Below are 23,183 nucleotides of genomic sequence, written 5' to 3'. Positions count from 1 at the left end.
TCCTTTTGTCGACACTGGAGACTCTGGAGCCCGCGACGATGTACGACCCGGAACCCGCCGACCGGCTGGTCACGGCCGCCGCCGACGGTGAGGACCAGGCGGTGGAGGCGGCGCTGCGCCCCAAGCTGCTGGACGAGTTCATCGGCCAGGAGCGGGTGCGCGAGCAGCTGTCGCTGGTGCTCCAGGCCGCCCGCAAGCGCGGCAGCGCGCCCGACCACGTGCTGCTGAGCGGGCCGCCCGGGCTCGGCAAGACCACCCTGTCCATGATCATCGCCGCCGAGCTGGGCGCCCCGATCCGGATCACCTCCGGCCCGGCCATCCAGCACGCCGGGGACCTCGCGGCGATCCTCTCCTCGCTCACCGAGGGCGAGGTGCTCTTCCTCGACGAGATCCACCGGATGTCCCGGCCGGCCGAGGAGATGCTCTACATGGCGATGGAGGACTTCCGGGTCGACGTGATCGTCGGCAAGGGTCCGGGCGCCACCGCCATCCCCCTGGAGCTGCCGCCCTTCACCCTGGTCGGTGCCACCACCCGGGCCGGCCTGCTGCCGCCGCCGCTGCGCGACCGCTTCGGCTTCACCGGGCACATGGAGTTCTACGCCCCGGCCGAGCTCCAGCGGGTGGTGCACCGCTCGGCCACGCTGCTGGACGTGGAGATAGACCCGGCCGGCGCGGCCGAGATCGCCGGGCGCTCGCGCGGCACCCCGCGCATCGCCAACCGGCTGCTGCGCCGGGTCCGCGACTACGCCCAGGTCCGGCACGACGGCCAGGTCACCGCCGAGATCGCCGCCCAGGCGCTGGACGTCTACGAGGTGGACGCCCGTGGCCTGGACCGGCTGGACCGCGCGGTGCTGGACGCGCTGCTGCGGCTGTTCGGCGGCGGCCCGGTCGGTTTGTCGACACTCGCGGTCGCGGTGGGGGAGGAGTCCGAGACGGTCGAGGAGGTCGCCGAGCCCTTCCTGGTCCGCGAGGGCCTGCTCGCCCGTACTCCGCGCGGCCGGATCGCCACCGCGGCCGCGTGGCAGCACCTCGGCCTGACTCCCCCAGCACAGACCCCGCCGGTCCAGACCACTCGCGGGGTTGTTCCGGCGCAGCCGGAGCTGTTCCCCGCCGACGAAAGTTGACCGCCATCGGCTGAACGGGTGACTCCGGCGGGTCGGTTCCCACCCCGGCGCCGCCGTGGTGGCACGGGGAGAAGCCCGGAGCGGGGTCCGGGGAAACTGTGCAGGCGGAAGGTCGCCACTTTCGGCGGCAGGATGCGATGCTTGGCGTTGTCCGATCGATTCGGGGTCGCCTAGACTCCGCCGGACCGCCCCTCTCACCTGACGGGCCGACCAATACCACACAGGCCGCCGGCCGGCGGCCCGTAAAGGACCCTGGCTGCAGTGAACCTCATCATCCTTCTCCTCCCGATCATCGCGATCGTGCTCATGTTCCGGTCGCAGAAGAAGCGCCAGCAGCAGATGCAGCAGATGCAGACCGCGCTGGAGCCCGGGGCGGGGGTGCGCACCATCGGTGGCCTGTACGCCCAGGTGAAGGCGGTCAACGAGGAGACCGTCGAGCTGGAGATCGCGCCCGGCGTGGTCACCCACTTCACCAAGAGCGCCATCGCGGCCGTCCTGGAGCCCCAGGAGTACGACGCGATCATCAACGGCCGCCCCGCCGATGACGAGCTGCCCGAGCCGGAGGCCGAGGACGCCGAGCCGGTCGAGGACAAGCCGCTGACGCTCACCAAGGACAGCGCCGAGAAGGGCGATGCCGAGGGCGGGGCTCCCGCGAGCAAGTAGTACGGCCGGGCAACCCGCCCGGTCGCGCGGCGCAGTGCCGCGAGCCCACAGGACCTCAGGGCCGCCCAACCACCGTACCCCCGTCCCGACATCCGCCGGCCGGGGGTACGGCCGGGGGAGTGGCATGGACAGGGAGAAACGAGCAAGGTGGCAACACCCAAGTCGCGCCCGCGCGACGGCTACCCAGGGCGGGCGCTGGCCCTCATCCTGGTCGTCACCGTCGGACTGGTCGCCCTCATGTTCGGGAACGGCACCACCAAGCCCCGGCTCGGGATCGATCTCGCCGGCGGCACCAGCATCACGCTGACCGCGAAGTCGACCGACCCCAAGGCGCTCACCAAGTCCAACATGGACATCGCCGTCGGGATCATCGAGCGCCGCGTCAACGGGATGGGTGTCTCCGAGGCGGAGGTCCAGACCCAGGGCTCGGACACGATCATCGTGAACATCCCCAAGGGCGGCGACCGGCAGAACGCGGCGGACCAGGTGGGTACCACCGCCAAGCTGTTCTTCCGCCCGGTCCTGGCCGTGGCCCCCAGTGGCGTCACCGCCCCGGCGCCTGCCGACACCCCGTCCGCGGGCGCCACCGGCACCCCGGGTGCGGCCCCGTCCGCAGGCGCCACCCCGTCCGCGGGTGCCGCGACCGGCACTCCGTCCGCGGCCGCGAGCGCCACCAAGCAGGGCCGCGCCGCGAGCGAGGCGCTGGCCGCCGAGGGCGCCAGCCCGACCGCCGCCGCCACCGGTGCCGCGCCCTCCGCCACCGGCAGCGCGGCCCCGGCCGCCGGCGCCCCGAGCGCCCCGGCCACCCCGTCGGCCGCCGATCTCAGCGCCGCGATGACCCAGGGCACCGTGCCGCCGGAGCTGGCCTCCGCGTTCGCCGCCCTGGACTGCTCCAAGCCCGAGGTCCGCGCCGCCCAGACCGGCGCCGAGGACAAGCCCGTCGTCGCCTGCTCCCAGAAGGCCGAGAAGGGCTACTACGAGAAGCTGGCCCTCGGCCCCGTGGCCGTGAAGGGCTCGGACGTCGAGAAGGCCCAGGCCGGCATCGACACCCAGACCGGCGCGGGCTGGCAGGTCCAGCTCCAGTTCAACGGCGCCGGCACCGACGCCTTCTCCAAGATCACCGGCCAGCTGGCCACCCAGACCCCGCCGACCAACCAGTTCGCCATCGTGCTGGACAACCAGGTCGTCTCGCACCCGCAGGTCAACGGCCCGATCCCGGGCGGCAGCGCGGTCATCACCGGCCAGTTCAAGCAGACCGAGGCGCAGGACCTCGCCAACGTGCTGGGCTACGGCGCCCTGCCGCTGGAGTTCAGCAAGAGCGACATCACCACCGTCTCCCCGGCGCTCGGCAGCGACCAGCTCAAGGCCGGTCTGGTCGCCGGCGCGATCGGCATGATCCTGGTGGTCGCCTACTCGCTGGTCTACTACCGCGGCCTCGGCCTGGTCTCGATCGCCGGTCTGCTCGTCTCGGCGGCCCTGACCTACTCGATCATGAGCCTGCTCGGCAATGCGATCGGCTTCGCGCTGAACCTGCCGGCGGTCTGCGGTGCGATCGTCGCGATCGGTATCACCGCCGACTCCTTCATCGTGTACTTCGAGCGCATCCGCGACGAGGTCCGCGAGGGCGCCCCGCTGCGCCCGGCGGTCCAGCGGGCCTGGCCGCGCGCCCGGCGCACCATCCTGGTCTCGGACTTCGTGTCCTTCCTCTGTGCCGCCGTGCTCTACGTGGTCTCGGTCGGCAAGGTCCAGGGCTTCGCGTTCACCCTGGGTCTGACCACCGCGCTCGACGTCGTGGTGATCTTCCTCTTCACCAAGCCGCTGATCACGCTGCTGGCCCGCCGAAAGTTCTTCCTGAACGGTCACCCGTGGTCCGGCCTGGACCCGAAGCGGCTGGGCGCCCGCCCGCCGCTGCGCAGCAGCCGTCGCCGTAACCCCTCCTCTGCCGCCGTGAAGGAGGCCTGACACCGTGTCACGCTTCTCCAACCTGGGCCACCGGCTCTACCAGGGCGAAGTCAGCTTCGACTTCGTCGGTCGCCGCAAGCTCTGGTACTCCATCTCCGGCGTGATCGTGCTGGTCGCGGCGATCGGCCTGACCATGGGCCTGCACCTGGGCATCGAGTTCAAGGGCGGCTCGGTCTACACCGTGGCCAAGCCGGGGCTGACGGTCTCCCAGGCGCAGGACACCGCGAACGGGGTCGTCTCCTCGCACCCGCTGGTCCAGTCGTCCGACAACGGCAAGATCCGCATCCAGGTCAGCACCGAGGAGCCGAAGAGCTCGGACGAGATCCGCTCCGAGCTCTCGCAGAAGCTCGGCGTGCCGCTGGACACCGTCGAGGCCCAGGTGATCGGCCCCAGCTGGGGCAAGCAGATCTCCCAGAAGGCGCTCACCGGTCTGATCGTCTTCATGATCCTGGTGACGGTCTACCTGGCGATCGCCTTCGAGTGGCGGATGGCGGTGTCCGCCCTGGTCGCCCTCATCCACGACCTCCTGATCACCATCGGCGTGTACGCCCTGGTGGGCTTCGAGGTCACCCCGGGTACGGTGATCGGCTTCCTGACCATCCTCGGTTACTCGCTCTACGACACGGTCGTCGTCTTCGACACCGTGAAGGAGAACACCAAGGGGATCACCAAGCAGAACAAGCTCACTTACAGCGAGGCGGCCAACGCGGGCCTCAACCAGACCCTGGTGCGCTCGCTCAACACCACCGTGGTGGCGCTGCTGCCGGTCGCCGCGCTGCTGTTCATCGGTGGCGGCCTCCTGGGCGCCGGCACCCTGAACGACATCTCGCTCGCGCTGTTCATCGGTCTCGCGGCCGGTGCCTACTCCTCGATCTGCGTCGCCACCCCGCTGCTGGCGCAGCTCAAGGAGGAGCAGCCGGAGATGAAGGCGCTGCGCAAGCGGGTCCTGCAGCACCGGGCCGCCAAGGCCGAGGCAGCGGACGGCGTCGCGGTGGACGAGGAGCCGACGGGCGAGGAGCAGCCTGCGGGTATGGTCGGACAGCGTGGCCGGTCGGCCGGCACCCGTGCCAAGGGCCGTCCGTCCACCAAGCGCTGACCCCGGCCGCGACTCCGAGGCCCCACCACCGTGAAGGACAGAACCGTGACCACCGCCGACACCGCACTGGCCGAGCTGCTGAACAGCCGGATCCGGGACGTCCCGGACTACCCGAAGCCGGGTGTGCTGTTCAAGGACATCGCGCCGCTGCTCGCCGACGCCGAGGCCTTCGGCGCCCTCACCCGGGCGCTGGCGGACCGGGCCGAGGCGCTCGGTGCGACCAAGGTGGTGGGCCTGGAGGCGCGCGGCTTCGTGCTGGCGGCCCCGGCGGCCTTCGCGGCCGGGCTCGGCTTCGTGCCGATCCGCAAGCAGGGCAAGCTGCCCGGCGAGGTGTTCCGGCGCTCGTACGAGCTGGAGTACGGCTCGGCGACGCTGGAGGTGCAGTGCGACGCCTTCGCGCCCGGTGAGCGGGTGCTGGTGGTGGACGACGTGCTGGCCACCGGTGGCACCATCGGCGCCTCGCTGGACCTGGTGAAGGAGGCCGGGGCCCAGCTGGCGGGCGTCGTGGTGCTGATGGAGCTGGGCTTCCTGGACGGCCGCGAGCGGCTGGCCGAGCACCTCGACGGCGCTCCGCTGGAGACGCTGGTCACGATCTGAGGGACCTCTCAAGGGGACGGCGGTCGGAACATCCGACCGCCGTCCTCCCGTTTCCGGGCCCGGCCGGATGAACACCTCGGCGCCCGGCTCGGTACCATGAAGATTCATCCCCTCCCGGTTGTACCCGACCGTTCGGGCCACGGCAGGGGTCGGCCCCGGTGCCCCGAGGAGTTGTCCTTGCCCGACGAGGTTGTGCCCACGGCCGCAGCGGCCACCCCCGAAAACCGTCCCACGCCCTCGGGGGCCACCCCGGCACGCCCGGCGCCGACCTCCTCGCGCTCGCTCGGCCCCTCCGGCCGCGGCTCCACCGGCGGCATGCGGGCCCGGCTGGCCCGGCTGGGAGGCCAGCGCTCCAGCGTGCTCAACCCTGTCCTGGAGCCGCTGTTCCGCTCGATCCGGGCCAACGACCCCAAGGCCGACCCGGCACTGCTGCGCGACATCGAGCGCGCCTACGCGGTGGCCGAGAAGTGGCACCGCGGGCAGAAGCGCAAGAGCGGCGACCCGTACATCACCCACCCGCTGGCCGTCGCGACGATCCTGGCCGAGCTCGGGATGGACGCCCCGACCCTGATGGCCGGGCTGCTGCACGACACCGTCGAGGACACCGACTACGGCCTGGAGACCCTGCGCAAGGACTTCGGCGACTCGGTGGCGCTGCTGGTGGACGGCGTCACCAAGCTGGACCGGGTCAAGTTCGGCGAGGCCGCGCAGGCCGAGACCGTCCGCAAGATGGTCGTGGCGATGGCCAAGGACCCGCGCGTCCTGGTGATCAAGCTGGCCGACCGCCTGCACAACATGCGCACGATGCGCTACCTCAAGCGGGAGAAGCAGGAGAAGAAGGCCCGCGAGACGCTGGAGATCTACGCCCCGCTGGCGCACCGGCTGGGCATGAACACCATCAAGTGGGAGCTGGAGGACCTCGCCTTCGCGATCCTCTACCCCAAGATGTACGACGAGATCGTCCGGCTGGTCGCCGAGCGCGCCCCCAAGCGGGACGAGTACCTGGCGACCGTCATCGACCAGGTCCAGGCGGACCTGCGCGGCGCCCGGATCACCGCCTCCGTCACCGGCCGGCCGAAGCACTACTACTCGGTCTACCAGAAGATGATCGTCCGGGGCCGGGACTTCGCCGAGATCTACGACCTGGTGGGCATCCGGGTCCTGGTCGACACCGTCCGCGACTGCTACGCGGCACTGGGCACCATCCACGCGCGGTGGAACCCGGTGCCGGGGCGGTTCAAGGACTACATCGCGATGCCCAAGTTCAACATGTACCAGTCGCTGCACACCACGGTGATCGGTCCCGGGGGCAAGCCGGTCGAGCTGCAGATCCGCACCTTCGACATGCACCGGCGGGCCGAGTACGGCATCGCCGCGCACTGGAAGTACAAGCAGCGCGCGGTGGCCGGGGCGTCCAAGGTCCGCACCGACACCCCGACCCAGGTCCGCAAGGACGACAAGGCCGGCGCCGTCAACGAGATGGCCTGGCTGCGGCAGCTGCTGGACTGGCAGAAGGAGACCGCCGACCCGGGCGAGTTCCTGGAGTCGCTCCGCTTCGACCTGGCCAGCAACGAGGTCTTCGTCTTCACCCCCAAGGGCGACGTGATAGCCCTGCCGGCCGGGGCGACCCCGGTCGACTTCGCCTTCGCGGTGCACACCGAGGTCGGCTACCGGACGATAGGCGCCCGGGTCAACGGGCGGCTGGTGCCGCTGGAGTCGACCCTGGAGAACGGCGACACCGTCGAGGTGTTCACCTCCAAGGCGGAGAACGCCGGCCCGTCCCGGGACTGGCTGGGCTTCGTCAAGTCGCCGCGCGCCCGCAACAAGATCCGCGCCTGGTTCTCCAAGGAGCGCCGCGAGGAGGCGATCGAGCACGGCAAGGAGGCGATCGTCCGGGCGATGCGCAAGCAGGGCCTGCCGATCCAGCGGATCCTGACCGGCGACTCGCTGGTCACCCTGGCCCACGAGATGCGCTACCCCGACATCTCCTCGCTCTACGCCGCGATCGGCGAGGGCCACGTCGCCGCGCCGAACATCGTGCAGAAGCTGGTCCAGGCGCTCGGCGGCGAGGAGGGCGCGACCGAGGACCTGGCGGAGACCGCCACCCCGACCCACGACAACCGCCGCGCGGTGCGCCGCCGGGCCAAGGGCGACCCGGGCGTGATCGTCAAGGGCGTCGAGGACGTCTGGGTCAAGCTCTCCCGCTGCTGCACCCCGGTGCCGGGCGACCCGATCGTCGGCTTCGTGACCCGCGGCAACGGCGTCTCGGTGCACCGCGCCGACTGCGTCAACGTGGAGGCGCTGAGCCAGCAGCCGGAACGCATGATCGACGTCGAGTGGGCGGCCACCCAGTCCTCGGTCTTCCTGGTGGCCATCCAGGTCGAGGCGCTGGACCGCTCCCGGCTGCTCTCGGACGTCACCCGGGTGCTCTCCGACCAGCACGTCAACATCCTGTCGGCGGCGGTGCAGACCTCCAGGGACCGGGTGGCGATGAGCCGCTTCACCTTCGAGATGGGCGACCCGAAGCACCTGGGCCACGTGCTCAAGGCGGTGCGCGGCGTCGAGGGCGTGTACGACGTCTACCGCGTCACCTCCGCCCGCAAGTAGGCGGCGCCCTCCGCCCGAAAGCAGCAGCGGCGAAGGCCCCCGGGAGGATCCCGGGGGCCTTCGCCGTTCAGGGCGTCAGGGCGGTCAGCCGCTGAACTCCTCCTGGCTCTTGTGCGCCTGCTCCAGCAGGGTCTGCACGCCGGCCAGCTCGGACTCCAGCTTGGCCGCCTTGGAGGCGTTGCCGGCCGCGCGGGCCTTGGCCAGGTCGGCCTGGATCTTGTCGGCCTTCGCCTGGAACAGGCCCACCATGCCGGCCGCGCGGGCCTTGGCCTCCGGGTTGGAGCGCTTCCACTCGGCGTCCTCGGCCTCGCGGATGGCCCGCTCGACCGCGTTCAGCCGGCCGTCCAGCTTCGGACGGACCTCGCGCGGCACGTGCCCGATCGCCTCCCAGCGCTCGTTGACCTCGCGCAGCGCGGCCTTGGCGGCCTTGAGGTCGGTGATCGGCAGGATCGCCTCGGCCTCGGCGGCCAGCGCCTCCTTGAGCTTCTGGTTGGCCACCTGCTCGGCGTCCCGCTCGCTGAACACCGCGGAGCGGGCCTGGAAGAAGACGTCCTGGGCGCCGCGGAACCGCGCCCACAGCTCGTCCTCGATGTCCCGCTGGGCCCGGCCGGCGGCCTTCCAGCGCGCCATCAGGTCGCGGTAGGCGGCCGCGGTGCTGCCCCACTCCGTGGACGAGGACAGCGCCTCGGCCTCGGCGACCAGCGACTCCTTGGTCTGCCGGGCCTTGTCGCGCTCGGCGTCCAGGGTGGCGAAGTGCGCCTTGCGGTGCTTGGAGAAGACCGAACGGGCGTGCGAGAAGCGGTGCCACAGCTCGTCGTCACTCTTGCGGTCCAGCCGCGGCAGGCCCTTCCAGGTGTCCACCAGGGCGCGCAGCCGGTCCCCGGCCTCCCGCCACTGGGTGGACTCGGCGAGTTGCTCGGCCTCGGCGACCAGGGCCTCCTTGGCCCCACGGGCCTCGTCCTGGGCCTTGGCGCGGGCGGCCTTGCGCTCCTCGCGCCGGCTCTCGATCTCGCCGGCGAGCGTGTCCAGCCGCTTCGCCAGGGACTCCAGGTCGCCGACCGCGTGCCCCTCGACCACCTGGGCGCGCAGGTGCTCCAGCGCGGTCTGGGCGTCCTTGGCGGCCAGGTCGGTGGTGCGCACCCGCTTCTCCAGCAGGCCGATCTCCACCTCGATGCCCTGGTACTTGCGCTCGAAGTAGGCGAGGGCCTCCTCGGGCGAGCCGGCCTGCCAGGAACCGACGACGCGTTCACCGTCGGCCGTCCTGACGTAGACCGTGCCCTGCTCGTCCACACGGCCCCACGGGTCGCTGCTCATAGCGCGTCCTCCACATGACGTCGCGCCCGCGCCGGGGCGGCGCGCGTCCGTCGTCCACAGTTGATGTGCGACGGACCGAAAGAGTCCGCCGTCCCCGTCCGCCGTGCCTTGCTGCCGAGGGTGACGGCTAGGCGGGTCCGGGCACCCTATACAACGCCAACATAGGCGACCAGGACCGGTGCTGTCCGCATCCGGGCCGGGCGATTTCGGTCCGGGGCCGTGCGGGAGCGGCGCGCAGGCCACTCGCGGACAGCCCCGGAGTCGGTCAACCCTTCGCCACCGTAACGGAGTTGAAGGTGACGTCGGCCATCGGGTGGCCGTCCGAGGAGCCCTCCAGGGTGCCCGCGGCGGCGATCTTCTGCACCACGTCGAGGCCACCGGTGACCTTGCCGAAGGGGGTGTAGTTCGGCGGCAGCTTGGTGTCCTTGTAGACCAGGAAGAACTGGCTGCCGTTGGTGCCCGGGCCGGAGTTGGCCATCGCCACGGTGCCGGCCGGGTAGGTCGCGCCGGTCAGGTTCTCGTCGGCGAACTTGTAGCCGGGGCCGCCGGAGCCGCCCGGGACGGTCGCGCTGGCCGTCGGGTCGCCGCACTGGAGCACGTAGATGCCCTCGGTGGTGAGGCGGTGGCACTTGGTGTGGTCGAAGTACTGCTCGCCGGCCAGGAAGGCGAAGGAGTTCACGGTGTGCGGGGCCTTGGCCGCGTCCAGTGCGATCGTCACCTTGCCGCAGTTGCTGTCCAGCGTCATGGCGTACGAGCCGCTCGGGTCGATCGTCATGGGCGGCTCGGCCTGCCACTGCTTGCCGTTGGGCGCGCCCGGCGCCGGGGCGGCGCAGCCCTCGACCGGCTTGCGGGTCGGGGTGGTCGGCTCCCCGGCGCCGGTCGGCACGGGCTGGGCGCTCTGCGCGGCCGAGGCCTTCTTGTCGCCCTTGTCGTCCGAGCTGAACGCGCCGGTGGCGATCAGGGTGCCGCCGCCGGCCAGCAGCACGACGGCGAGCGAGGCGCCCAGGACCGCATTGCGCCGCTTGCGCGCGGCCGCGGCCGCGACCCGGCGCTCCAACTGGCGCTCGTACTTCTCTCGGGCGAGCTGCCGCCGCCGCTGTTCGCTGCTGACCACCGGCCGTGTCTCCTACGGATGTGCGGGAAAAGTGGATGGATTCCGGAGCGGATCATCGCATCCCTCGGCGGCCAAGTGTAGGGACCGGGCCCGTAAGAACGCGGTGAACCTGCCGGGCCGCGGCGCCCCGTCACCCCTATCTGGTTCGCAACCGGACCCGCGGCGCCGGTAGGCTGCACCTAAATCACCACTGGCAGCATCACCACTGGTAGCCGCCGCAGCCGACCGCCGCACACCCGAAGGACGCGCGTGTTCATCGCCGGATTCCCCGCTGGAGCCTGGGGCACCAACTGCTACCTGGTCGCTCCGGCTGCGGGCGAGGAGTGCGTCATCGTCGATCCGGGCCACCAGGCGGCCCGCGGCGTCGAGGAACTGGTCCGCGAGCACCGGCTGAAGCCCGTCGCCGTGCTGCTCACCCACGGCCACATCGACCACGTGGCCTCGGTGGTCCCGGTCTGCGGCGCCCGCGGCGTCCCGGCCTGGATCCACCCCGAGGACCGGTACATGATGTCCGACCCGGAGAAGGCGCTCGGCCGCTCCCTGGGCACCCAGCTGATGGGCGAGCTCACCGTCGGCGAGCCCGACGATGTGCGCGAGCTCACCGACGGCAGCGTGCTGGAGCTGGCCGGCCTGAAGCTCACCGTGGACCACGCCCCGGGCCATACCGGGGGGTCGGTGACCTTCCGGACGCCCGGTGCCGAGGACCTCCCCCCGGTGCTCTTCTCGGGTGACCTGCTGTTCGCCGGCTCCATAGGGCGTACCGACCTCCCGGGCGGGGACAGCGAGGCGATCATGAACTCGCTGGCCCGGGTGTGCCTGCCCCTCGACGACTCCACCGTGGTCCTCTCCGGCCACGGCGGTCAGACCACCATCGGCCGCGAGCGCGCCACCAACCCCTACCTCCGACAGGCAGCAGGGGCGGCGGGCGCCCCGGCTTTCCCGCGACGAGGAATGTGACGGAAGAGAAGTTGAGCACCTTCACCGCCCCCAAGGGCACCTACGACCTGCTGCCCCCCAGCTCCGCGACCTTCCTGGCGATCCGCGAGCGCATCGCCGCGCCCGCCCGCCGGGCCGGTTACGGCTACGTCGAGACCCCGGTCTTCGAGGACGTGAAGCTGTTCTCCCGCGGTGTCGGCGAGTCCACCGACATCGTCAGCAAGGAGATGTACACCCTCACCACGAAGGGTGGCGACGAGCTCGCGCTGCGCCCGGAGGGCACCGCCTCGGTGCTGCGTGCCGCCCTCCAGGCCAACCTGCACAAGCAGGGCAACCTGCCGGTCAAGCTCTGGTACTCCGGCTCGTACTACCGCTACGAGCGGGCCCAGAAGGGCCGCTACCGCCAGTTCTCCCAGGTCGGCGCCGAGGCGATCGGGGCCGAGGACCCGGCGCTGGACGCCGAGCTGATCATCCTGGCCGACGACGCCTTCCGCTCGCTGGGTCTGAGCAACTACTCGCTGCTGCTCAACAGCCTCGGCGACAAGCAGTGCCGCCCGGTCTACCGCGCCGCGCTGATCGAGTTCCTCTCCGGCCTGGACCTGGACGAGGACACCCGCCGCCGCGCCGAGATCAACCCGCTGCGCGTCCTCGACGACAAGCGCGAGTCGGTGCAGGCCCAGCTGGTCGACGCCCCGATGCTGCGCGACTACCTGTGCGAGGAGTGCAAGGCGTACGACGAGAAGGTCCGCGAGCTGCTCACCGCGGCGGGCGTGGCCTTCGTGGACGACCCCAAGCTGGTGCGCGGCCTGGACTACTACACCCGCACCACCTTCGAGTTCGTGCACAACGGCCTCGGCGCCCAGTCCGCGATCGGCGGCGGCGGCCGCTACGACGGCCTCTCCGAGATGATCGGCGGCCCGGCACTGCCCTCCGTCGGCTGGGCCCTCGGTGTGGACCGTACCTTCCTCGCGCTGGAGGCCGAGGGCGTCACCCTCGACCTGCCGGCCGCCACGGCCGTGTACGCGGTCGCGCTGGGCGAGGAGGCCAAGAACGTGCTCTTCACCAAGGTGATCGAGCTGCGCCGGGCCGGCGTGGCCACCGACCTCGCCTTCGGCGTGAAGAGCATCAAGAACGCCATGAAGTCCGCCGACCGGTCCGGCGCCCGCTTCGCCCTGATCGCCGGTGACCGGGACCTCGCCGAGGGCGTTGTCCAGCTCAAGGACATGAGCACCGGCGAGCAGACCCCCGTCGCCCTCGACGCACTCGTCACCACCCTGAAGGAGAAGCAGCTGTGATCCGCACGCACGACGCGGGCACGCTCCGCCCGGAGCACGCAGGCACCACCGTCACCCTGGCCGGCTGGGTCGCCCGCCGCCGCGACCACGGCGGCGTCGCCTTCATCGACCTGCGCGACGCCTCCGGCACCGTGCAGATCGTGGTCCGCGACCTCGACTCGGTGCACGGCCTGCGCGCCGAGTACTGCGTCAAGGTCGTCGGCGACGTCCGGGTCCGCCCCGAGGGCAACGAGAACCCGGACATCCCGACCGGTGCGGTCGAGGTCGTCGTCAGCGGGATCGAGGTGCTCTCCGAGGCGGCCCCGCTGCCCTTCCCGGTCGCCGAGTACGAGCCGGGCACGGTCAACGAGGAGGTCCGGCTGCGCTACCGCTACCTGGACCTGCGCCGCGAGGGCCCGGCCAAGGGCCTGCGCCTGCGCTCCAAGGTCAACAACATCATCCGCCGGGTGATGGAGGAGAACGACTACCTCGACATCGAGACGCCGTACCTCACCCGCTCCACCCCCGAGGGCGCCCGCGACTTCCTGGTCCCGGTCCGCCTCCAGCCCGGCCACTGGTACGCCCTGCCGCAGTCGCCCCAGCTGTTCAAGCAGCTGCTGATGGTGGCCGGCATGGAGCGCTACTACCAGATCGCCCGCTGCTTCCGCGACGAGGACTTCCGCGCCGACCGGCAGCCGGAGTTCACCCAGCTGGACATCGAGGCCTCGTTCGTCGACCAGGAGGACATCCTGGCCCTCGGCGAGAAGATCATCGGTGCCGTCTGGCGCGAGGTGCACGGCTACGAGATCCCCAACCCGCTGCCGCGGATGACCTACGCGGACGCCATGGGCCGCTACGGCTCGGACAAGCCGGACGTCCGCTTCGGCCAGGAACTCACCGACCTGACCGAGTACTTCAAGGGCACCGACTTCCGCGTCTTCCAGGCCCCGTACGTCGGCGCCGTGGTCATGCCCGGCGGCGCCTCGCAGCCGCGCAAGCAGCTGGACGCCTGGCAGGACTGGGCCAAGGCGCGCGGCGCCAAGGGCCTGGCGTACGTCCTCATCGACGCCGAGACCGGCGAGCTGCGCGGCCCGGTCGCCAAGAACCTCTCCGAGGAGCACCTGGCCGGCCTCGCCGCCGCCGCGGGCGCCAAGAACGGCGACGCGATCTTCTTCGCGGCCGGCAAGGAGCGCGCCTCGCAGGAGCTGCTCGGCGCCGCCCGTCTGGAGATCGGCCGCCGCTGCGAGCTGATCGACGAGTCCAAGTGGGCCTTCCTCTGGGTCGTCGACTTCCCGATGTTCGAGCCGATCGAGGACGACAAGGGCCAGTTCCAGGGCTGGCACGCGGTGCACCACCCGTTCACCGCCCCGACCGCGGAGTCGCTGGCCACTTTCGACACCGACCCGGGCTCGGCGCTGTCCAACGCCTACGACCTGGTCCTCAACGGCTCGGAGCTGGGCGGCGGTTCGATCCGTATCCACCAGCGCGACGTGCAGAAGCGGGCGTTCGACGCGATCGGCCTCTCCGAGGAGGAGGCGGCCTCGCAGTTCGGCTTCCTGCTGGACGCCTTCAACTACGGCCCGCCGCCGCACGGCGGTGTCGCCTTCGGCCTGGACCGGATCGTCACCCTGCTGGGCGGGTACGACACCATCCGGGACGTCATCGCCTTCCCGAAGACGTCCACCGGTGGCGACCCGCTGACCGGCGCCCCGACCCCGATCACCCCGGCGCAGCGCCGCGAGGCCGGCGTGGACGCCCAGCCCAAGGTCCGCGAGGACGCCAAGGGCGAGGCGCAGCCCAAGTCCTGACATCGCGTCATCCGCTAACCTGCAACGGCCCCGGACGGCCCACCTGCCGTCCGGGGCCGGTCCACAACGGTGTGCGACACAGGGAGGGTTGACTCATGCAGGTCACAACGAGAGTCGAATGTCCGCAGGACGCCCCGGCGACTCGACGCGTCCACATGGCCGCGTTCCCCGGTCCGGACGAGGCGGACCTGGTGGACGCGCTGCGCCGCGATCCGGCCTGGCTGCCCGGCCTGTCCGTGGTGGCGGTCGACGAGTCGGGGCTGGTGATCGGGCACGCGCTGCTGACCCGGCTGCGGGTCGGCGGCGGCAAGGGGCTGGCGCTCGCGCCGGTCGCGGTGGCGCCCGAGTGCCAGCGCCGGGGCGTCGGCGAGCTGGTCGTCCGGGCCGCGCTGGCGGCGGCCGAGGAGGCGGGCGAGAAGCTCGTGGTCGTCCTCGGCGACCCGGAGTACTACGCGCGGTTCGGCTTCGCGCCGGCCGGGCGGCACGCGGTCACCGGCCCGTTCGAGGTGCCGGAGGCGTACTTCCAGGCGCTGCCGCTGGCCGCGTACGACGGCGGCCCGCGCGGGCTCTGCCGCTACCCCGAGCCCTTCGTCGCGGTCTAGGAGCGACGCCCGGCCGCGATCGTGGTCTCGACCTGTTCCTTTCCGATCTGACCGCTCCGACCTGCGAATTCGCCGTGCTGCGCCTACGGTGAGTGTGCATCAGCATCAGTCGGACGGAGGATCAGAGGGTGGCCGAGGAGCAGCGGACCGCGAAGCCGAAGCAGTTGGCGAGGAGGCCGTACGAGCGGGAGCTGCTGCGGTTGCAGCAGGAGCTGGTGAAGCTCCAGGAGTGGGTGCGGGCCGAGGGCGCCCGGCTGGTGGTGGTCTTCGAAGGACGTGACGCCGCGGGCAAGGGCGGAGCGATCAAGCGGGTGACGGAGTACCTGAACCCGCGGGTCGCCCGGGTCGCGGCGTTGCCCACGCCGACCGAGCGGCAGAAGACCCAGTGGTACTTCCAGCGGTACGTCGAGCACCTGCCGGCAGCCGGGGAGATCGTGCTGTTCGACCGCAGCTGGTACAACCGCGCCGGGGTCGAGCGGGTGATGGGTTTCTGCACCGACGAGGAGTACTGGCAGTTCCTGCACCAGTGCCCGACCTTCGAGCGGATGCTGATCGAGGCGGGCATCCTGCTGCGCAAGTACTGGTTCTCGGTGAGCGACACCGAGCAGGAACGGCGGTTCCGGGACCGGCTGGAGGACCCGATGAAGCGCTGGAAGCTCTCCCCGATGGACGTCGAGTCGATCACCCGCTGGGAGGACTACTCGCGGGCCAAGGACGAGATGTTCATCCACACCGACATCCCGGACTCGCCCTGGCACGTGGTGGAGAGCGACGACAAGCGCCGGGCCCGGATCAACATGATCGCCCACCTGCTGTCCACCGTGCCGTACCAGGAGATCAAGGCGCCGCGGATCAAACTGCCGCCCCGCCCGGCCCCGCGCGGCTACCAGCGGCCCCCGCGCGACCTGCAGAAGTACGTCCCGGACCACGCCGTCGGGCTGGAGTAGGACGCTTCCCACGGGTCTTGGCGGGCTGTCCGGGGCCTCGCATAGGCTTCCGGTGTGGACGAACCGGACCTCTTCACCGCCGCAGCCGAGGAACGCCAGACCAGGGAGCCCGGCCGGGCGCCCCTGGCCGTACGGATGCGTCCGCGCACCCTGGACGAGGTGGCCGGGCAGCGGCAGCTGCTGAAGCCCGGCTCGCCGCTGCGCCGGCTGGTCGGGGGCTCGCGCGGTCCGGCGGCGACCAGCTCGGTGATCCTCTGGGGGCCGCCCGGCACCGGCAAGACCACCCTGGCGCACGTGATCAGCCAGGCGGTCGAGGGCCGCTTCGTGGAGCTGTCCGCGATCACCGCCGGGGTCAAGGAGGTCCGGGCGGTGATCGACGGCGCCCGGCGGGCGGTCGGGATGTCCGGCCGGGAGACGGTGCTCTTCCTGGACGAGATCCACCGCTTCTCCAAGGCCCAGCAGGACTCGCTGCTGCCTGCCGTGGAGAACCGCTGGGTCACCCTGATCGCGGCGACCACCGAGAACCCGTACTTCTCGGTGATCTCCCCGCTGCTGTCCCGCTCGCTGCTGCTCACCCTGGAGTCGCTGACCGACGAGGACATCCGGGCGCTGCTGCGCCGCGCGGTGACCGACGAGCGCGGTCTGGAGGGTGCGCTGGAGCTGTCCGCGGAGGCCGAGGACCACCTGGTGCGGCTGGCCGGCGGGGACGCCCGGCGGGCGCTCACCACGCTGGAGGCGGCGGCCGGGGCGGCACTGGAGAAGGGCGAGTCCAGCATCACGCTGGCCACCACCGAGACGGCGGTCAACCACGCGGCGGTGCGCTACGACAAGGACGGCGACCAGCACTACGACGTGGCGAGTGCGCTGATCAAGTCGATCCGCGGCAGCGACGTGGACGCCACCCTGCACTACCTGGCCCGGATGATCGAGGCGGGGGAGGACCCGCGGTTCATCGCCCGCCGGCTGATGATCTCGGCCAGCGAGGACGTCGGCCTGGCGGATCCGACAGCCCTGCAGACGGCGGTGGCGGCGGCTCAGGCGGTGGCCCTGATCGGCTTCCCGGAGGCCCGGATCATCCTCTCCCAGGCGGCCATCGCGCTGGCCCTGGCACCCAAGTCCAACGCCGCCTACCTGGCGATCGACGCGGCACTGGCGGACGTCCGGCAGGGCCTGGCGGGCGCCGTCCCGTCCCACCTGCGGGACGCGCACTACGGCGGCGCGGGCAAGCTCGGCCACGGCAAGGGCTACCGGTACCCGCACGACCTGCCGGAGGGCATCGCCGCCCAGCAGTACGCGCCGGACGCGGTGCACGGCAAGGAGTACTACCAGCCGACCAGGCGCGGCGGCGAGGCCCGGTACGCGGACGTGGTGGAGTGGACGCGCGGGCGGCTGCGAGGGGAGCGCAGGGTGGAGAAGAAGGCCGGGAAGGCGCCGGAGAAGCCGGAGCAGAAGGCCGAGGAGCAGCCCGGGGAAAAGGGCGGGTGATCCACCGGTATACTTCGTCGGAGTGCCGTGTCCCGGGACGGCGGCGGGGGAGACCCCACCGACCGGCCGCACCAGCGGGGCATCGGCGGTAGGCCTCCTCCGGGAGGCCCGCACCAGGAGCGTCGCGCACCGTTTCGGTGTCGCGTGCAGCCCACCAGCCTCGGTTCGGTGGGGCACACGCGTGCTTGCACTTTGTGCCCGGCTCCGGAGAGCGGCTGATCCCTTCGCGCAGGCGTCGGGGTTTTCTCCGGGCCGCGACATGCGACCTCCGTCAACACCTGGTGAAAGCCGTATTCGTAAGCAAGGAAGGTTTGGTTCATGGCGAACCAGAAGCGTCCCAAGGTCAAGATCGCGCGCGCGCTCGGTGTGCCGCTGACCCCGAAGTCCGTCAAGTACTTCGAGGCCCGCCCGTACCCGCCCGGCCAGCACGGCCGTGGCCGCAAGCAGAACTCGGACTACAAGGTCCGTCTGCTCGAGAAGCAGCGTCTTCGCGCCCAGTACGACCTGAGCGAGAAGCAGCTGTCGCGCGCGTTCGACCGCGCCAAGAAGGCCGAGGGCAAGACCGGTGAGGCGCTCGTCGCCGAGCTGGAGACCCGTCTGGACTCGCTGGTGCTGCGTTCGGGCATCGCCCGCACCATCTACCAGGCCCGCCAGATGGTCGTCCACGGCCACATCGAGGTCAACGGTGGCAAGGTCAACAAGCCGTCGTTCCAGATGAAGCCGGGCTACGTGGTGACCGTCCGCGAGCGCAGCAAGGAGAAGGTCCCCTTCCAGGTCGCCCGTGAGGGTGGCTACGCGGGTGAGGGCCAGACCCCGAAGTACCTCGAGGTCAACCTGAAGGCCCTGGCCTTCCGCCTGGACCGTGCGCCGCAGCGCAAGGAGGTCCCGGTGATCTGTGACGAGCAGCTGGTCGTCGAGTACTACTCGCGCTGACCCGGTTCCGCTCTTCGCGACACCACGAGCGAGCCCCCGCCGCCTTTCGAGGCGACGGGGGCTCGCCCCTTTTGCGCTGGTGCAGGGTCTCCGCCGCTACAGGCCCTCGCCGGTCATCGCGGCGGCCAGCCGCAGGTGCGGGCGGGCCTCCTCGGCGCGGCCCTGGCGCTCCAGGGTGCGGCCGAGCATCAGCCGGGCGTAGTCCTCGGCCGGGTCGGCCTCCAGGATCCGCAGCAGCTCGGCCTCGGCGCGGCGGAGCTGGGCGGAGTGGTAGTAGCTGCGGGCCAGCAGCAGCCGGACGGAGAGGTTGGCCGGCTCCTCGGCCAGCACACCTTCGAGCATGCGGGCCGCGTCGGTGTACGCCTTGGAATCGAAGTAGAACTTCGCCATGCGGTATTCGTTGGCGGCGTTGTGGACGGCCATGGTGTTTCCTTCCGGGCGGTTCCTTGCCTCCTCAAGCAATCGGCAAGTTCCAGCTATTCCGGACCGCACCCTGCGGCACCCGGGCCCGGGAAAGAACCCGGTCCGGAAACCGGGCGTGGGCGCGATAGGGTTCCCCCTGAAGAGCTGCAAGGCGAGGGAGCGCGCAAAGGTGTCCGTGGGAGAGCTGGCCGGATTGCTCGTCGCCGTGTTCTGGGCGGTCCTGGTCACCCTGCTCGCCGTGGTGCTGGTCCGCCTCTCCCGGGTGCTCAAGGAGGCCGCCGTCCTGGTCTCCGCGGTCACCGAGCAGGCCGTGCCGCTGCTGACCGACGCGGGCGCCGCCGTGCGCAGCGCCAACGAGCAGCTGGAGCGGGTGGACGAGATCACCGCCAACGTGCAGGACGCCGCCGCCAACGCCAACGCGCTCTCCTCCACCGTGGCCGCCACCCTGGGCGGACCGCTGGTGAAGGTCGCGGCGTTCAGCTACGGCGTGCGCAAGGCCGTCGCCCGGCAGCAGGGCGGCCTGCCGCCGGTGCCGTCACAGGCCGGGGAGCGCGAGGAGCTGGCCCGGCTGGTCCGGGCCGAGGTGCGCGCCGCGACCGCGCCCAGGAACGGCCTGTTCTCCCGGGTCCGGCGCGCGGTGAGGGGCTGACGGCATGGTGCGACGCATCTTCTGGATGGCGGTCGGCGCCGGCGCCACCGTCTGGGCCATGAACAAGGCCAACGAGGCCGTGCACCGGCTCACCCCGGACAGTCTCTCCGGCACCGCCGCCCGCGGTGCGCTGCACCTGGGCGATCTGGCCAAGCAGTTCGCCCAGGACGTGAAGGCCGGCATGGCCGAGCGCGAGGACCAGCTGAAGGACGACCTCGGGCTGCACGGCACCGCCGTGGTGGAGCCCCGCAGCGCCCTTCTCGGGAAACGCTCCGCGTTGCCCCTCTCCGGCGAGCCGCGGTACCGAGCTATCTCGGCGGCGCCCGGTAGCCCGGCCGCCGCCCTGCCTCCGTCCCGCACCCGCTCTGTGCCCAGCGGTGCCCGCACCACCCCCCAGACCACTGAAGAAACGCCCCGCCGTGCCCTGCCGCCGCGGGGCGGCACCCCGAACCGGAAGGACCACTAATGGAGTCGGCTGAGATCCGCCGCCGCTGGCTGCGCTTCTTCGAGGAGCGCGGCCACACCGTCGTTCCGTCGGCGTCCCTGGTCGCCGACGACCCCACCCTGCTGCTCGTCAACGCCGGCATGGTGCCGTTCAAGCCCTACTTCCTGGGCGAGGTCAAGCCGCAGTTCTCGCGCGCCACCAGCGTCCAGAAGTGCGTGCGCACCCTGGACATCGAGGAGGTCGGGAAGACCACCCGGCACGGCTCCTTCTTCCAGATGTGCGGCAACTTCTCCTTCGGTGACTACTTCAAGGAAGGAGCCATCAAGTTCGCCTGGGAGCTGCTCACCAGTCCCGTCGCGGACGGCGGCTACGGCCTGGAGAAGGAGAAGCTCTGGATCACCGTCTACAAGGACGACGACGAGGCCGAGCAGATCTGGCGTGACGTCATCGGCGTGCCCTCCGAGCGCATCCAGCGCCTGGGCATGAAGGACAACTTCTGGTCGATGGGCGTCCCCGGCCCGTGCGGCCCGTGCTCGGAGATCAACTACGACCGCGGCCCCGCGTACGGCGAGGAGGGCGGCCCGGCCGTCAACGGCGAGCGCTACCTGGAGATCTGGAACCTGGTCTTCATGCAGTACGAGCGCGGCCACGGCGACGGGAAGGACGGCTTCGAGATCCTCGGCGACCTGCCGAGCAAGAACATCGACACCGGCCTCGGCCTGGAGCGCCTCGCCGCCATCCTCCAGGGCGTCGACAACCTCTTCGAGATCGACACCAGCCGGATGATCCTCGACCGCGCCGCCGAGCTCACCGGCCACACCTACGGCGCCGACCACAAGTCGGACGTCTCGCTGCGCGTGGTCACCGACCACATCCGCACCGCGCTGATGCTGGTCGGCGACGGCGTCACCCCGGGCAACGAGGGCCGCGGCTACGTGCTGCGCCGCATCCTGCGCCGCGCCATCCGCAACATGCGCCTGCTGGGCGCCACCGAGCCGGTGGCCAAGGAGCTCATCGACGTCGCGATCAAGGCGATGGCCCCGCAGTACCCCGAGCTGGAGACCGACCGCAAGCGCATCGAGACGGTCGTCGTCGGCGAGGAGGCCGCCTTCCTCCAGACCTTGAAGTCGGGCACCAACCTGCTGGACGTCGCGGTCACCGAGACCAAGCAGGCCGGCGGCGTGGTGCTCTCCGGCGAGCAGGCCTTCAAGCTGCACGACACCTACGGCTTCCCGATCGACCTCACCCTGGAGATGGCCGAGGAGCAGGGCCTCCAGGTGGACGAGGCCGGCTTCCGCCGCCTGATGCAGGAGCAGCGGGACCGCGCCAAGGCGGACGCCAAGGCCAAGAAGATGGGCCACGCCGACGTCGCCGCGTACCGCGAGGTCGCCGACAAGTCCGGTGCCAGCGTCTTCACCGGCTACAGCCTCACCGAGGGCGAGGCCACCGTGGTGGGCCTGCTGGTGGACGGCGTCCCGGCGCCGGCCGCCTCCGAGGGCGACGAGGTCGAGATCATCCTCGACCGCACCCCGTTCTACGCCGAGGGCGGTGGCCAGCTCGCCGACCAGGGCCGGATCCGGCTGGAGTCCGGCGCGGTGGTGGAGATCCGTGACGTGCAGCAGCCCGTCCCGGGCGTCGTCGTGCACTCCGGCGGGGTGCTGTTCGGCGAGGTCGTGCTGGGCGCCTCGGCGTACGCCACGATCGACACCGAGCGCCGCCGGGCGATCGCCCGCGCCCACTCGGCCACCCACCTGACCCACCAGGCGCTGCGCGACGCGCTCGGCCCGACGGCCGCCCAGGCCGGCTCCGAGAACGCCCCCGGCCGCTTCCGCTTCGACTTCGGCTCGCCCGCCGCCGTCCCGGGCAGCGTGCTGGTCGACGTCGAGCAGAAGATCAACGACGTGCTGGGCCGCGAGCTGGAGGTCACCGCCGAGGTCATGACGATGGACCAGGCCCGCAAGGCCGGCGCCATCGCGATGTTCGGCGAGAAGTACGGCGACGAGGTCCGGGTCGTCACCATCGGCGACTTCTCCAAGGAGCTGTGCGGCGGTACCCACGTCGGCAACACCGCCCAGCTCGGTCTGGTGAAGCTGCTCGGCGAGTCCTCGATCGGCTCCGGCGTGCGCCGTGTCGAGGCGCTGGTCGGCAGCGACGCGTACCGGTTCCTGGCCCGTGAGCACACCGTGGTCTCCCAGCTCACCGAGCTGGTCAAGGGCCGCCCGGAGGAGCTGCCGGAGAAGATCTCGGGCATGCTCGCCAAGCTCAAGGACGCCGAGAAGGAGATCGAGCGCTTCCGCGCCGAGAAGGTGCTGGCCGCCGCGGCGGGTCTGGCCGACTCGGCCGAGGACGTGCACGGCATCGCCGTGGTCGCCGCGCAGGTCGCCGACGGCGTGGGCGCGGACGAGCTGCGCAAGCTGGTCCTGGACGTGCGCGGCCGCCTCGGCTCGCGCCCGGCCGTGGTCGCCGCCTTCACCGTGGCGAACGACCGCCCGCTGACCGTGATCGCCACCAACGAGGACGCCCGCGGCCGCGGCATCAAGGCCGGCGAGCTGGTCCGGACGGCCGCCAAGACCCTCGGCGGCGGCGGTGGCGGCAAGGACGACGTCGCCCAGGGCGGCGGTTCCAACCCGGCCGCGGTCGGCGAGGCCATCGCCGCGGTGCGCGGCCTGGTCGCGGAGCGCGCCAGCTGATGGAGCAGGAGGAGAGGCCCTTCCGGCGGGGGCGGCGGATCGCCGTCGACGTCGGGGACGCCCGGATCGGGGTCGCGTCCTGCGACCCCGACGGGGTGCTCGCCACGCCCGTGGAGACCGTCCCGGCCGGGGTGAAGTCGCAGGCCAGGATCGCCGCCATCGTCGACGAGTACGGTGCGATGGAGGTGATCGTCGGGCTCCCGCGCTCGCTCAGCGGCAAGGAGGGCCCGGCGGCGGAGAAGGTCCGGGCGTACGCGGCCCGGCTGGCCAACCGGCTCTACCCGGTGCCGGTGCGGCTGGTGGACGAGCGGATGTCGACCGTCACCGCGACCCACGGGCTGCGCGCCTCGGGGGTCAAGGCGAAGAAGGGCCGTTCGGTGGTCGACCAGGCCGCCGCGGTGGTGATCCTCCAGACTGCCCTTGAGTCCGAACGGGTGAGCGGACGCCCGCCCGGTGAGAGCGTCGAGGCGACCGGCTGACCGGCCTGGTTTAACGTCCCGTTGAGGGGTCCGTG

At 71.5% G+C, this 23,183-nt stretch carries 19 protein-coding genes and 1 pseudogene; 17 read left to right on the top strand and 3 right to left on the bottom strand.

The features are described 5' to 3' along the window. The first annotated feature begins 38 nt into the window (after positions 1-38). The 6 genes and pseudogenes from ruvB to AB0O11_RS12900 form a co-directional block, all read left to right on the top strand. Positions 39-1,124: a Holliday junction branch migration DNA helicase RuvB gene (ruvB, locus tag AB0O11_RS12925; protein ID WP_363385098.1), complete on the top strand. Its 1,086-nt coding sequence runs from the start codon at positions 39-41 to the stop codon at positions 1,122-1,124. 261 nt (positions 1,125-1,385) lie between these two features. Continuing rightward, entirely contained in the window at positions 1,386-1,787 is a 402-nt protein-coding gene (yajC, locus tag AB0O11_RS12920) for a preprotein translocase subunit YajC (protein ID WP_224278745.1), read from the top strand. A gap of 237 nt (positions 1,788-2,024) precedes the next feature. Continuing rightward, complete coding sequence (gene secD / locus AB0O11_RS12915; protein WP_363385501.1) at positions 2,025-3,749, top strand: protein translocase subunit SecD; 1,725 nt, start codon at positions 2,025-2,027, stop codon at positions 3,747-3,749. A gap of 4 nt (positions 3,750-3,753) precedes the next feature. Further along, complete coding sequence (gene secF / locus AB0O11_RS12910; protein WP_363385094.1) at positions 3,754-4,845, top strand: protein translocase subunit SecF; 1,092 nt, start codon at positions 3,754-3,756, stop codon at positions 4,843-4,845. Between the two features lie 45 nt (positions 4,846-4,890). Further along, the gene (locus AB0O11_RS12905) at positions 4,891-5,442 is read left to right on the top strand and encodes an adenine phosphoribosyltransferase (protein ID WP_363385091.1); all 552 of its coding nucleotides are present in this window, start codon (positions 4,891-4,893) and stop codon (positions 5,440-5,442) included. A 285-nt stretch (positions 5,443-5,727) separates the two neighbouring features. Then, positions 5,728-8,049, top strand: a pseudogene (locus tag AB0O11_RS12900) (bifunctional (p)ppGpp synthetase/guanosine-3',5'-bis(diphosphate) 3'-pyrophosphohydrolase); the annotation flags it as partial. An 84-nt stretch (positions 8,050-8,133) separates the two neighbouring features. Here the strand turns inward: AB0O11_RS12900 and AB0O11_RS12895 are convergent. Both AB0O11_RS12895 and AB0O11_RS12890 read right to left on the bottom strand, forming a co-directional pair. After that, complete coding sequence (locus AB0O11_RS12895) at positions 8,134-9,363, bottom strand: DUF349 domain-containing protein (protein ID WP_363385088.1); 1,230 nt, start codon at positions 9,361-9,363, stop codon at positions 8,134-8,136. A gap of 265 nt (positions 9,364-9,628) precedes the next feature. After that, entirely contained in the window at positions 9,629-10,477 is an 849-nt protein-coding gene (locus AB0O11_RS12890) for a peptidylprolyl isomerase (RefSeq protein ID WP_363385085.1), read from the bottom strand. A gap of 249 nt (positions 10,478-10,726) precedes the next feature. Here AB0O11_RS12890 and AB0O11_RS12885 point away from each other — a divergent pair, with 249 nt between their 5' ends. The 7 genes from AB0O11_RS12885 to rpsD all read left to right on the top strand — a co-directional run bounded on the left by AB0O11_RS12885 (position 10,727) and on the right by rpsD (position 18,462). Then, a complete protein-coding gene (locus tag AB0O11_RS12885) occupies positions 10,727-11,434 on the top strand; it encodes an MBL fold metallo-hydrolase (RefSeq protein WP_363385082.1) in 708 nt (235 codons plus the stop codon). Between the two features lie 11 nt (positions 11,435-11,445). Then, positions 11,446-12,708, top strand: coding sequence for a histidine--tRNA ligase (gene hisS / locus AB0O11_RS12880; RefSeq protein ID WP_363385079.1), 1,263 nt, complete (start codon positions 11,446-11,448; stop codon positions 12,706-12,708). After that, positions 12,705-14,495 (top strand): aspartate--tRNA ligase, encoded by a 1,791-nt coding sequence (aspS, locus tag AB0O11_RS12875; protein ID WP_363385076.1) that lies wholly within the window; start codon positions 12,705-12,707, stop codon positions 14,493-14,495. The genes hisS and aspS overlap by 4 nt, the downstream gene beginning before the upstream one ends. 95 nt (positions 14,496-14,590) lie before the next feature. Beyond that, a complete protein-coding gene (locus AB0O11_RS12870; RefSeq protein WP_363385073.1) occupies positions 14,591-15,097 on the top strand; it encodes an N-acetyltransferase in 507 nt (168 codons plus the stop codon). A 128-nt stretch (positions 15,098-15,225) separates the two neighbouring features. Beyond that, positions 15,226-16,044 carry a polyphosphate kinase 2 gene (ppk2, locus tag AB0O11_RS12865; protein ID WP_363385070.1) on the top strand — a complete coding sequence of 273 codons (819 nt, stop codon included), beginning with the start codon at positions 15,226-15,228 and terminating at the stop codon, positions 16,042-16,044. 54 nt (positions 16,045-16,098) lie between these two features. Further along, positions 16,099-17,529 carry a replication-associated recombination protein A gene (locus AB0O11_RS12860; protein ID WP_363385067.1) on the top strand — a complete coding sequence of 477 codons (1,431 nt, stop codon included), beginning with the start codon at positions 16,099-16,101 and terminating at the stop codon, positions 17,527-17,529. Between the two features lie 318 nt (positions 17,530-17,847). Further along, entirely contained in the window at positions 17,848-18,462 is a 615-nt protein-coding gene (gene rpsD, locus AB0O11_RS12855) for a 30S ribosomal protein S4 (protein ID WP_270148363.1), read from the top strand. A 96-nt stretch (positions 18,463-18,558) separates the two neighbouring features. On the opposite strand, the gene AB0O11_RS12850 is transcribed toward rpsD, so the two are convergent. Next, on the bottom strand, positions 18,559-18,885 hold the full coding sequence (locus AB0O11_RS12850; RefSeq protein WP_363385064.1) for a tetratricopeptide repeat protein: 327 nt from the start codon (positions 18,883-18,885) through the stop codon (positions 18,559-18,561). A gap of 169 nt (positions 18,886-19,054) precedes the next feature. Between AB0O11_RS12850 and AB0O11_RS12845 the strand changes: the two genes are divergently transcribed. The 4 genes from AB0O11_RS12845 to ruvX are packed head-to-tail and all read left to right on the top strand — an operon-like array spanning position 19,055 to position 23,148. Next, positions 19,055-19,534 (top strand): DUF948 domain-containing protein, encoded by a 480-nt coding sequence (locus AB0O11_RS12845; RefSeq protein WP_363385061.1) that lies wholly within the window; start codon positions 19,055-19,057, stop codon positions 19,532-19,534. A 4-nt stretch (positions 19,535-19,538) separates the two neighbouring features. Next, entirely contained in the window at positions 19,539-20,000 is a 462-nt protein-coding gene (locus AB0O11_RS12840) for a DUF6167 family protein (protein ID WP_363385058.1), read from the top strand. Beyond that, a complete protein-coding gene (alaS, locus tag AB0O11_RS12835; protein WP_363385055.1) occupies positions 20,000-22,669 on the top strand; it encodes an alanine--tRNA ligase in 2,670 nt (889 codons plus the stop codon). Before AB0O11_RS12840 ends, alaS begins: the two co-directional genes overlap by 1 nt. Further along, complete coding sequence (gene ruvX / locus AB0O11_RS12830) at positions 22,669-23,148, top strand: Holliday junction resolvase RuvX (protein ID WP_363385052.1); 480 nt, start codon at positions 22,669-22,671, stop codon at positions 23,146-23,148. Before alaS ends, ruvX begins: the two co-directional genes overlap by 1 nt. Positions 23,149-23,183: the final 35 nt, after the last annotated feature.

The organism is Kitasatospora sp. NPDC093102, from assembly GCF_040683915.1.
Taxonomy (GTDB): domain Bacteria; phylum Actinomycetota; class Actinomycetes; order Streptomycetales; family Streptomycetaceae; genus Kitasatospora.
Note: the sequence above shows the minus strand (reverse complement) of the source record. Positions and strands in the feature narration are given on the sequence as shown.

Bases quoted from the DNA above. Each gene is read 5' to 3' on its own strand.
- ruvB (WP_363385098.1), top strand. From the start codon at position 39: ATGTACGACCCGGAACCCGCCGACCGGCTGGTCACGGCCGCCGCCGAC.
- AB0O11_RS12870 (WP_363385073.1), top strand. From the start codon at position 14,591: ATGCAGGTCACAACGAGAGTCGAATGTCCGCAGGACGCCCCGGCGACT.
- AB0O11_RS12895 (WP_363385088.1), bottom strand. From the start codon at position 9,363: ATGAGCAGCGACCCGTGGGGCCGTGTGGACGAGCAGGGCACGGTCTAC.
- secD (WP_363385501.1), top strand. From the start codon at position 2,025: ATGTTCGGGAACGGCACCACCAAGCCCCGGCTCGGGATCGATCTCGCC.
- rpsD (WP_270148363.1), top strand. From the start codon at position 17,848: ATGGCGAACCAGAAGCGTCCCAAGGTCAAGATCGCGCGCGCGCTCGGT.
- ruvX (WP_363385052.1), top strand. From the start codon at position 22,669: ATGGAGCAGGAGGAGAGGCCCTTCCGGCGGGGGCGGCGGATCGCCGTC.
- AB0O11_RS12850 (WP_363385064.1), bottom strand. From the start codon at position 18,885: ATGGCCGTCCACAACGCCGCCAACGAATACCGCATGGCGAAGTTCTAC.
- alaS (WP_363385055.1), top strand. From the start codon at position 20,000: ATGGAGTCGGCTGAGATCCGCCGCCGCTGGCTGCGCTTCTTCGAGGAG.
- AB0O11_RS12840 (WP_363385058.1), top strand. From the start codon at position 19,539: ATGGTGCGACGCATCTTCTGGATGGCGGTCGGCGCCGGCGCCACCGTC.